This window comes from Planktothrix sp., from assembly GCF_046067725.1.
Classification (GTDB): domain Bacteria; phylum Cyanobacteriota; class Cyanobacteriia; order Cyanobacteriales; family Microcoleaceae; genus Planktothrix.
The window spans coordinates 43,227-54,017 of the sequence record NZ_JBJUDF010000303.1 but is presented as its reverse complement, the minus strand read 5'-3'; the positions used below and the strand labels follow the sequence as shown (position 1 = coordinate 54,017).

Sequence of the window (10,791 nt, the reverse complement as noted above, 5' to 3'; positions counted from 1 at the left end):
GAAGTTTGGCGCAGTTTGAAGGGTTATGTTCCCGATGACGATATCTATGATTGTTTCATGGGATTAGCGTATGTAGGAGATTTAATGGATCAACCTACTCAAAAAACTAGGAGCCCGATGTCTGACATTAATGTGGCAACTGTACCACCGGGTCGAGATGTCGAATTTTTGGATAATTGTTTGTATTCCAAAGAAGACAAGTTGGAGAACAAGTTATTATCCGACTTTGTTCCAGAGCTTCTGGTTCAGCCAGCCCAAAAAATTGGTTGTCAAACTAATGTGACCGATTTTAACAGACAGGAAGGAGTTTCCATCAAAGAAATTATCAAAACACTGTGTTCCTATGATCTCGAAAAAACTGCTGAAATTAATAGCAAAGTTATTGCTCGAATCCACAATGTGGATCAAGAGGAGAATTATTTGTGGGGTGGGCTGACGATATATTATGATCCAGGTGTAAACTGGGCGACAAATAAATATATGTGTTATCTACTAGAAGAATTACAAGAGAATTATCCTGACCTATTCGGACAGTTAATCTCTCAGTTTCCCAAGTTAGAAAACTAACCTAAATGTTAGGATTAACTGTTTGATGTAATAGTTTCCGTAGGGTGTGTAAGCACAGCGCACGCACCCTATTTATTTTAATCAATAAAAAGTTGGTGCGTGTGGTTTAACCTTACACACCTTACGAATTTGTTTGAGCAATAGCTGAAAGTAAAGAACGTAAAGCATGATTAACCGCTTCAGATGTTTTAAAAACTTCAGCAACATCAGGATCTAAGGTGAGATCTTGCAAAAATTTAAGAAACCGGGTTTCTCCTTCAGAGTTAATGATATCAAATCAAGGTTAATTCAGAAACCCGGTTTCTGGTTGGGTTCAGAAATCCTGAATCGACACAGGAACCCTTGAAAGATACAATAAAGATATTCTAGTATGGGTTATAACTCAATCAGTAACTAACATGATGAAACTGGATCACGTTCAAGCTAAACCATCTTCGGGTTATATCGGAAAAGGGGTAATCCTACTGAGCATTTTAGCGGGAACCATGATATTTACAAATCCTAAGCGGGAAGAATATCTCAATTATGCTTCCGATGAATTATCCACAGAAATTAAAAAATCTATTTGTCAAGAATCTCAAGTCCCTGAATTTTTAAAAGGACTTTCTAATACATTAGTCAATACTTGTAATACCTTAGTTGCGACTCAACGAGACTTAATTAAAGATACGATTAATAAATCCACAACCCAACAAAATGCTATTTTATTTAGTGTTTATACAACCGAAATATTAGGATATAAATATCAAACATTAGGAGGATTTGGTAACTTTGTAACCTTTCCCACAAAAGATGCAAAAACTTCTCAATCTGCTTCTAAATAATGGGATTGAGAACTGCCTTCAATGTCTTGTTTTAATCGAGTAATAAAACTATCTCGATTGACTTGATTTAAAATCTCTTGAATAGCGGTATCAATTCCATTTTCACCCCAAGTACAACCCTTTTCTAAATACACTTGCGCCGCCTGACCAACGGTATAAGTTAAATAGGCAGAAATTGACGCTTGAGTAATGGCAATACCCGCATAATTAGCGAGATCCGTTGCTAACCCAGCGGCACTTTTACCAAATCCTAAGATCCAACCGCTTCCCATTTCTGCTAACAGTAATCCTCCTGAACTTAATAGAATTTTTTTCCATAATTTTCCCGCTTCATAACTGGTCATCGGTAAACCATATAAACGAGCTAAAGAACGAATTAAAATTAAATCACTGATTGTTGCACCCAATACATCTAAAATAGCAATAGGATTTAACGCCACAGCTAAAGCTTTATAACGGGTAAATTTCCAAATTAATTCTTCGGCTTCTGACGCTTGTAATTCAACACTTTGACGGGCAATAATTCGTTCTGCTTCTCTGGCTTGAACTAACGCATTTAACGCTAAAAGCGATCGCCCTTCTCGATTTAATAATTTTACAATAATTTGTTTTAACTCATCAATTTGAGGCGGTGGAGACTCCCATTCATGGGTAATTTTACCATCTAGCCATTCAATTCTTAATTGGATGGGGGCGGGTTCAGCCGATACCTTAACAATTTCAAACGGGGCTGATTTTTGCGAAATGTCAACGAAATCAGCAGCATAAAAATTATCTCCTTCTAAGGTTTTAGTCTTGATTAATTGTTGTAAATTATGATAGATTTTATCTTGTTCTGATTCTGTATATAAATCAATTTTATTAAAAACAATAATTAAAGGTTTATGGGCATTTTGTAATTCTGCAAGTGCATCATATTCTGTTCGAGTTAAATCCCCCGATACCACAAATAAAATTAAATCCGCTTGGCGAGTTACATCCTTTGCCATTTCTCCCCGCACTTGTCCCGCTACTTCATCTAATCCAGGGGTATCAATTAATTCAACTTGAATCGAATTTTGTTCCTCAATATTATCAATGCGGTTAGGTTCTTCAATTTGGGGTAAAGATACGCTCCAACGCACAGAACGAGGCCATTGAGTCACCCCATTTAACGGCCCGGTTTGCAGAATTTTTTCTCCTAATAACGCATTTAAAACCGCCGATTTGCCGCGACTGACTAACCCAAATACTGCAATTCTAATCACTCCTTGTTCAAGCTTTTCTAAATTAGTTGATAGAACTTCTAACTGTTTTTGTAATGTCGCTTGTAATTCAGGATGAGAGATTCGCCGTTGACGTCTTAAATGGTGATAACGAGTTAAGGTTTGTTTTAAGCTAGAACGAGCTTGATTAAAATGATTGTTCATTATATAAGGAGTTGTTGGGAATTAAGAATTAAGAATTAAGAATTAAGAATTACCAATGGGGAATAGGCAATAGACAATAATTGATGATCAGCGATCCTTGAAATGTAGGGGCGAGGTCTTCTCGCCCTTACAAAAGTTTGGTTTATGACAAAATCACCCGATTTATGAAGAAGACAAAATTTCTTCTAGGGCAGGTTTAACCGTAGGATATTGATAATTAAAATTGTAGGATAATGTCCGTTTAGGAAGGACTTGTTGACCTTGGAGAATCACCTGCGCCGCATCTCCTAATAATATTTCCAAGGCAAATTCAGGAACCGGAAGCCAAGAGGGACGATGGAGAACTTCACCCAACGCATGACATAATTCTCCCATGCGGACGGGGTTCGGTGCGGTGGCATTTAGAACTCCTTCAACGGAAGAATTCGTTAAACTAAATAGAATTAAATTGACTAAATCTTCTCGATGAATCCAAGAAAACCATTGATGTCCTGAACCCAACGGCCCCCCCGCAAACAGTTTAAAAGGAGTTAACATTTTTCCTAATGCTCCTCCCATGCCTAAAACAATTCCTAATCTTAAAATCACTAACCGAGTGTCCGCTTGCTGTACTGGTTGAGCCGCTGCTTCCCACGCCAGACAGACATTTGCTAAAAAATCCCGTCCACAGGGACTATTTTCATCAAATACCGAGGTTTCGCTGGTTCCGTAATATCCAACCGCAGAAGCACTGACGAGAACACTCGGTTTAGAATTTGCGTTTTGGATCGCTTCGACTAACTTTTGAGTCGCCGTTGACCGACTTTCTAAAATTTCCTGTTTGCGTTGCGGTGTCCAGCGTTCATCTGCAATTGCAGCCCCCGCCAAATTCACCACGCCATCACATCCAGAAATCGCCTGTTGCCAAGAACCCGATTTCGTCGGCGTATAAGCCACAATTTCTAATGGGGAAGAGCCCGAACTAGAAAACATTCGTTGTGCCCGTTCTGGGTGGCGGGTTAAAACTAACACCGAATGACCTTCCTGTTGTAGTCGTTCTACTAAACGACTTCCGACAAATCCTGTTGCTCCTGTAACTGCTACTTTCATTAAAATTACGGTTAATAGCTTAATGATCACACCTTTGTCTTTAAGAGTATCAAATCTTTGCCACTTCCCAGGTGTGGGTCACACGCTAACATGGATAGAGTTGACAATCGGCCAAATCGGGTAATTAACAAAAATTGCTCCACCCAGTCAATTGCTGTTCTCAACTCACGATCACCGAACACATTCGGATCAGAAACAATTCTCAAAATTCCCGCCTAAAGATCATCATGCTGATCCAGAAAAAATCAAAACTTCTCTTGGCGGTTGTGGCGATCGCCTGTGTGGGAAGCGTTACCACCTTCATCTATTTAACAACTCAACGGTACAAAGCGTATAGTCCCTTAGAAAGTGGCAAACTCGTACCGGGTGAAGCGATGATGGCAACCTTCGTGTCTCCCACTCCTGGTGCCTTATCAGAATTACAAAATTTTGGCACACCTGAAACCCAAGCCTTAATTGTTCAAGGAATTCAAGCTTTTCAACAGCAAAGTTTAGCAGGCACAACGATTAATTTTAATCGAGATATTCAACCTTGGATCGGAGGGGTAATGGTGGCTTTACTTCCCCCGGAACCCCTAAAACCGGCTTCAGAGTCGCAACTGTTAATGGTGGTGGGGATTAAAAATCAATGGAAAGCTTGGCATTTTGCCCAAAAAATCAAAGCTTCACGGGATATTCAATCTCAACAAACGTCCTATCGCGGAATCACCCTATCCCATTACACCGAAAAAACTGGGAAACAATACCATGTTGCCGTTGTTAACGATCAATTGGTGATGGCGGCTCGTCCTGAACCTGTAAAACGAGCGATTGATACCTTGAGGGGTGCACCGTCCCTGGCGAGTTTATCGGGAAACGCTGACCTATTCTTTAAAAGTTTGAATTTCTCCCATCCCTTAGTCACCGTTTTGATTGCTGACTCTGATCGGTTTACAAAAGAAATGATGGCAACTTGGCCCGATGCTTCCCGTTTATCCCTGAGTTCCTCATCAAGCTTAAAATCAATTCAATCAGTGGTTTTGGGGGTGGGGGTAGAACCGGAAGGACTACGGTTAAAAGCAAAGGCTCAGTTGCTTCCTGATGCCCAAATCTCTCAAAATCAACCGGAATTTGGCGAAATGCTGAATCGCTTTCCCGCCGATACCCTCGCCTTGGTGAATAGTCATGACCTGCATCAACTGTGGTTACAACTTTTAGCGTTAGGAGATAACAATCCTAATGTCCAAAACCTGATCCGTCAAATTCGCTTAGGGTTACAAGCCATTGATTTAGATGCCGATACAGATGTTTTTGGCTGGATGGATGGTGAATTTGCTTTGGGTGCGATCGCATCGGAAAAAGGCGTGTTAGCGTCCTTGGGACTGGGAGGCGTGTTGTTAATTGAAACGAGCGATCGCCCCGCCGCCGAACGATTGTTAAATCAATTGGATACTATTATTGCTAATAGTAATCCCCCCATTAATATTGAACAAAATCTCCGAGCGGGAATTGCAGTCACCGAATGGAATGATCCCAAACAAGGAACCTTATTTGGACATGGATGGTTAAGTCCGAATTTAATGTTTGTTGCGTTTGGCGGGCCTGTGGTGGAATCCATGACTCAGAAACCCCAACATCCCCTCAATCAAAGTCAACAATTTCAATCGATTAGCAAATTTTTACCCCCTCCCCACCATAGCTATATTTATTTAGATATGGAAAAATTTACCGCTTGGGCGATGGGATATTTATTAGCGTCCCCTGCTATTGCTCTACAGCCTAATCGCATCACCCTTCTTAATTCAATTCGAGGCGTCGGTCTGAGTGCTGCTTTTCCCGATGTTTCGGAGGTTGAAGTAGAAATGGTATTGATTCTGAAGCCAAAAACTTAACACAGGAGATTGACTCTTGTAGTATTTGGGTGGCGACTGTGAGTCCGATGACAATAGAAAACTCTCGATGTTCAGATAATATTGGCTTAACGATGCTTCAGAACTTCCAGCTTGAGTCAGGAATCATGTTAAAACCGTTTTTAGGTCTATCCCAAACGTATGCGTATATTAATTTACTCGTATAACTATTATCCTGAACCGATTGGTATTGCTCCTCTGATGACAGAACTAGCTGAAGGGTTAGTTCAACGTGGCCATCAAGTGCGGGTGATTACCGGAATGCCGAACTATCCAGAACGCCGAATTTATCAAGGATATCAGAATAAATTTTATCTGACGGAAGAACGAAATGGAGTTGTGATTCAGCGCAGCTATATTTGGGTACGTGGCCCTAAACCCCGGTTATTCGATCGTCTCCTCCTTGATGGTAGTTTCATGATGACGAGTCTGGTTCAGGCGTTTAACGGGTGGCGACCTGATCTGATTTTTGCAACGGTTCCGCCTTTATTAGTGAGTCTTCCGGTGGGTTTGTATGCTGGGGTTCGTCGTTGTCCGGTGATTCTCAATATTCAGGATATTGTTTCAGAAGCCGCCCTACGGGTCAAATTAGTGAATCCTCATGGAGTTGTGGTTAAAACAGCCCAAGCTGTTGAACAATTGACCTATGAAAAGGTGGATCGAATTTCTGTCATTGCGACGGGTTTTATTGATCAGTTAGTTGAACACGGAATTCCTAAAGAAAAAATTGTTTATATTCCCAATTGGGTGGATACGAAGTTTATTCGTCCCTTACCAAAAACGGATAATTATTTCCGTAATAAGTATCAACTTCAAGATCAATTTGTGGTTTTGTATTCAGGAAATATTGCCTTAACTCAGGGTTTAGAAACCGTGATTAAAGCTGCGACGTTATTAGAATATATTCCTGAAATTGTTTTTGTGATTGCGGGTGAAACTCAAGCTTTACAAGCTTTAGAAAACTTACGCCAGGATTATCAAGCTAAGAATGTTTTATTGGTTCCCTTAGAACCTCGTGAAAAATTACCCGAAATGTTAGCGGCGGTTGATGTGGGATTAGTGGTACAAAAACGAGAAGTAACTGCCTTTAATTTACCGTCAAAAATTCCCGTTTTATTAGCCAGTGGTTGTGCTATTGTGGGTTCTGTTCCTGATACGGGAACCGCAAAAGAAGCCATTCTCAACAGTGGAGGCGGAATTGTTGTTCCCCCTGAAGATGCAGAAAGTTTAGCCAATGCCATTGTCGATCTTTACAAAAATCCACAGCAGGTGGAAACGTTAGGTCAACAAGGTCGAAAATATGCAGAAGATTATTTTAGTATTGAACAAGCCTTGAACAAGTATGAGCAATTATTTACAGAAGTGGCGATCAAATCCACATCTACCCCAGAAGCCCAAGCCTGAGCAATAAAATCATCATCCCCTCGCCTGAAATTTCAGTGTCCATTCTCACCCCAAGTGGCGATCGCAAAACCCAAACCATCCAAAATCCGAAAGAAGGATTAAGATAATCAGTAGATCTCTATGGGATTGTTTCTCCTTGCTACAATCTTAGCCATTCAGGATTAACCGACTTTAACTGATTATTATACGAGGAATACAAGAGCTTAATGTTTGATAACGCCAAAACCAAATACGCCTCTGATCACCCGATGGGCTCCGCCCAGCCGAAGGCCATCATCTCTGTCCCTGTGGATGAGGATACCAGCCGAGAAACTGCACTCGCCGCCGCACGAGCAGCCGATGATCGGAAAGCGGATAATATTCTGGTGCTGCGCGTATCAGAAGTATCTTACTTAGCAGATTATTTCGTCATTGTCACTGGCTATTCTCAAGCTCAACTTCGAGCTATTTATCAAGCGATTTCAGATCAAGTTGAATTAGAATTACAACGGCTTCCCCTCAGAATTGAAGGGCAAAGTGATGGCAACTGGGTTTTAATGGATTATGGGGATGTAATTATCCATATTTTGTTACCCGAAGAACGAGATTTCTATAAGTTAGAAGCGTTTTGGGGTCACGCTGAACGCGTCCATTGGCAATCCTAAATTGATAATAAACCGGGTTTTTGTAGATAGTTTTTTCGGATTAAAAAATCAGAAAAAAACCCGGTTTCTAAGTCCCTACGGGGATTAAATTTTCTAATATTCTATCCTTTAATGTTGCCTACCCATCACAGATCGGATGCCTCATCACCTATTCCCTATTCCTGATTTTCCCTTCTGTTCCCTCTTCCCTAATTGCTTGTTGTTTGGGAATTTCTACGACAAATTCTGTTCCTAACCCAACTTCTGAAATGCAGGTTAATTGACCTTGATGTTTTTCTACAATAATTTTGTAACTGGTTGAAAGTCCTAAACCTGTTCCTGAACCGACATCTTTGGTTGTAAAAAAAGGATCGAAAATTTTAGATAAAATTTCCGATGTCATACCAATTCCATTATCAGCAATCCGAATTTGCACTTGTTGAGAATCGGTGAATAAAGTTCTGATCCAAATTATACCGGGATCGGCGATAATATCTTCTAATGAGCGTCCTTTATTTCGTTGTTCAACAGCATCAATGGCATTCGTCAGTAAATTCATTAAAACTTGATTGAGTTCTCCCGCATAACATTCAACACGGGGTAAAATTCCATATTGTTTGATGACTTGAATGGCGGGATGATGAGGTTGTTCTTTCAATCGACTTTCTAATAACATTAAGGTACTATCTAAGGTTTCATGTAAATCAATATCTTTTAATTCGGCTTCATCTAAACGAGAGAAAATTCTTAAGGATTTGACAATATCTCGGATGCGTTCAGCCCCGGTTTTCATTGAATTCAATAACCGAGGTAAATCTTCTGTGATAAAATCGAGCTCAACCTCTTCTAATTTATTGACAATTTCCGGGTGAGGATGGGGAGAGTGTTGTTGATACAGTTCAATCAATGATAATAATTCATCGAAATATTTTTGAGCATAGGTGAGATTGCCAAAAATAAAGCTCACGGGATTATTAATTTCGTGGGCAATTCCAGCTACTATTTGCCCTAAACTAGACATTTTCTCAGATTGAACCAATTGAATTTGAGCTTGTTGTAATTGGGCAAGGGTTTGTTCTAATTCTTGAGTTTTAGCAGTAGCAACCCAGGCAGATTCTTGAGATTCTTTATAAAGTTTTGCTTGATTAATGGCAATTTCTAATTGATTAATAACGGCTTTTAAAAGTTCTACTTCTTGGGATGTCCACGGACGGGTTTCTTGACAATGGGCTAAAACTAATGCTCCAATCTCCCCCGATTGAATTTGCAGGGGAAAGATTAAAATGGATTCTATTTCTAAAATTGTTAAAAAGTTACGAATTTCTGGAATATCACAGGTAATAACTTGATCAATTTGGATCAGGTTTCCCTGTAAAACAATCTCACTAATGGGGTGTAAGGCATTCCCTGGATACAGTTCGGAAATACGGTTTAAATTTGAGGCTTTAGATTCTTTGATAATTTCCCATTCAGGGGGGGTTAATTCACTATTATACCTAACAAAGTAACAGCGATCAATTTTGAAAAGTTGGCGAATTTCTTCTACTGTTGTCTCTAAAATTTGATTCCAGTCTAGGGAATTCCGAATTAAATTGGCAATACAGTTTTGAATTTTTTCTCGTTCGGCTAATTCCCGTAATTGCTGTTCTGAATTTTGCCAAGCTGCTTCTGTCAGTTTGCGATCGCTAATATCTAACAGTAAACCATCCCAAACAATTGATCCATCCGGTTGTTTCCCTAAACTCCCTCCGGCTTGAATCCATTTTATTTTTCCAGAGGGTGTAATTAAACGATATTGATGTTGCCAAGGTTTTCCCGTATCTACGGCTTCCGCCATTGAATCAACAAAGCCATTGAGGTCATCAGGATGAATTAATTTCCAGAGGAAATTTGCATTTTTTAAAATTAATTCGGGTTCAATCTCGGTTAACTCTAAACATTTGGGACTTAAATAGGTAAAACATCCTTCTCCTGAATAATTATATTGATGATATTGATAGGTGACACCCGGTACATTTTCGGCAAGTCGTTTAAATCGAATTTGTGATTCTTTTAAGGCTATTTCTGCTTGTTTGCGAGCAGTAATCTCGACAGAAGTGCCAATAATTCGGTAGACTTTTCCTTGGATATCTAAAATGGGGTTGAGTGTGGTTAAGGAAAAGGTTTGCTTTCCCTCAAAGTAAATTTCTTCTTCATATTGAAGGGTGGTTTTAGCTTGCACACACTCTCGATAACGAGTTAATACTTTTTCCCCTTCCACTGAACCTAAAATGTCAGGAAAGGTTTTTCCATAAACTTCAGTTGATTTGAGCCCGGTGATTTTTTCGGTTTTTGGGTTCCAACCTAAACATCGAAATTCTGTTTCATCAATGACGGCGACAACAAAGATGACTTGTTCTACGCCATTGTAAATATTCCATAAAAATTCTTCTTTCTCTTCTAAAAAAGTTTCGGGTTTTTGAGATTCTATTTGATGATTTAAAAGTTCGTTTTTTGGGGTAGATTGCTGATCATGAAATCGATTAACAGATTCAATATCAAAATCTTTTGAAGAAAAACGGTAAAAATCTTGATGGGATGGTGGGCCCGGATTTTCTATAATTAATCCATCCCAAATGATATCGCCATTCCCTTGAAGGCGGGGGTGAGCGATCGCAGATAGAAATTTAATTTTTCCTGATGGCGTTTGATATTGCCATTGTCGTTGCCAAGAAGTTAAATTTTGGGCTGAACTCAACAAAGATTGAATCAAACTCTGTTGTTGCTGATGATCATTCAGTGTCCACATTAAGGTAGAATTACGCTGAATTTCATCAGGTTCTCGCTCATAAATTTGTTGGCAACTGGGACTAATGTATAAATACTCATGAGAACCATCAGGATGCAGTAGGAATTGATAAATCACTGCTGGTAAATAATTGCTAATCTGTTGCAGATCAGCTTGGTTCTGTTCACCCTGCCGAATTATACTAGTCATGGTTAAGGT

Annotated in this window: 8 protein-coding genes; 5 read left to right on the top strand and 3 right to left on the bottom strand. The window is 39.7% G+C overall.

The genetic code is table 11. The features are described from left to right. Both ACKPEB_RS18930 and ACKPEB_RS18925 read left to right on the top strand, forming a co-directional pair. On the top strand, positions 1 to 567 hold a 567-nt coding region (locus tag ACKPEB_RS18930; RefSeq protein ID WP_408966528.1), incomplete at its 5' end, for a hypothetical protein. Positions 568 to 965: 398 nt separating this feature from the next. After that, the gene (locus ACKPEB_RS18925) at positions 966 to 1,391 is read left to right on the top strand and encodes a DUF4359 domain-containing protein (protein WP_408966527.1); all 426 of its coding nucleotides are present in this window, start codon (positions 966 to 968) and stop codon (positions 1,389 to 1,391) included. Here the strand turns inward: ACKPEB_RS18925 and ACKPEB_RS18920 are convergent. Further along, on the bottom strand, positions 1,373 to 2,800 hold the full coding sequence (locus tag ACKPEB_RS18920; protein ID WP_408966526.1) for a GTP-binding protein: 1,428 nt from the start codon (positions 2,798 to 2,800) through the stop codon (positions 1,373 to 1,375). The two genes, ACKPEB_RS18925 and ACKPEB_RS18920, sit on opposite strands and share 19 nt — an antisense overlap. Positions 2,801 to 2,962: 162 nt before the next feature. Next, positions 2,963 to 3,889, bottom strand: a complete 927-nt coding sequence (locus ACKPEB_RS18915; RefSeq protein ID WP_408966525.1) for a TIGR01777 family oxidoreductase — start codon at positions 3,887 to 3,889, stop codon at positions 2,963 to 2,965. 227 nt (positions 3,890 to 4,116) lie between these two features. Here ACKPEB_RS18915 and ACKPEB_RS18910 point away from each other — a divergent pair, with 227 nt between their 5' ends. The 3 genes from ACKPEB_RS18910 (at position 4,117) to rsfS (ending at position 7,826) form a co-directional block, all read left to right on the top strand. Continuing rightward, complete coding sequence (locus ACKPEB_RS18910; RefSeq protein ID WP_408966524.1) at positions 4,117 to 5,760, top strand: DUF3352 domain-containing protein; 1,644 nt, start codon at positions 4,117 to 4,119, stop codon at positions 5,758 to 5,760. A 159-nt stretch (positions 5,761 to 5,919) separates the two neighbouring features. Continuing rightward, on the top strand, positions 5,920 to 7,182 hold the full coding sequence (locus ACKPEB_RS18905) for a WcaI family glycosyltransferase (RefSeq protein WP_408966523.1): 1,263 nt from the start codon (positions 5,920 to 5,922) through the stop codon (positions 7,180 to 7,182). 206 nt (positions 7,183 to 7,388) lie between these two features. After that, positions 7,389 to 7,826, top strand: coding sequence for a ribosome silencing factor (gene rsfS / locus ACKPEB_RS18900; RefSeq protein ID WP_408966522.1), 438 nt, complete (start codon positions 7,389 to 7,391; stop codon positions 7,824 to 7,826). Between the two features lie 148 nt (positions 7,827 to 7,974). Here the strand turns inward: rsfS and ACKPEB_RS18895 are convergent, their stop codons facing one another. Then, complete coding sequence (locus ACKPEB_RS18895) at positions 7,975 to 10,782, bottom strand: PAS domain-containing protein (protein WP_408966521.1); 2,808 nt, start codon at positions 10,780 to 10,782, stop codon at positions 7,975 to 7,977. Between the last annotated feature and the right edge of the window lie 9 nt (positions 10,783 to 10,791).

What these genes read in the sequence shown, in the direction of transcription:
- ACKPEB_RS18925 (WP_408966527.1), top strand. Translation starts at nt 966, where the DNA reads ATGATGAAACTGGATCACGTTCAAGCTAAACCATCTTCGGGTTATATC.
- ACKPEB_RS18920 (WP_408966526.1), bottom strand. Translation starts at nt 2,800, where the DNA reads ATGAACAATCATTTTAATCAAGCTCGTTCTAGCTTAAAACAAACCTTA.
- ACKPEB_RS18915 (WP_408966525.1), bottom strand. Translation starts at nt 3,889, where the DNA reads ATGAAAGTAGCAGTTACAGGAGCAACAGGATTTGTCGGAAGTCGTTTA.
- ACKPEB_RS18910 (WP_408966524.1), top strand. Translation starts at nt 4,117, where the DNA reads ATGCTGATCCAGAAAAAATCAAAACTTCTCTTGGCGGTTGTGGCGATC.
- ACKPEB_RS18905 (WP_408966523.1), top strand. Translation starts at nt 5,920, where the DNA reads ATGCGTATATTAATTTACTCGTATAACTATTATCCTGAACCGATTGGT.
- rsfS (WP_408966522.1), top strand. Translation starts at nt 7,389, where the DNA reads ATGTTTGATAACGCCAAAACCAAATACGCCTCTGATCACCCGATGGGC.
- ACKPEB_RS18895 (WP_408966521.1), bottom strand. Translation starts at nt 10,782, where the DNA reads ATGACTAGTATAATTCGGCAGGGTGAACAGAACCAAGCTGATCTGCAA.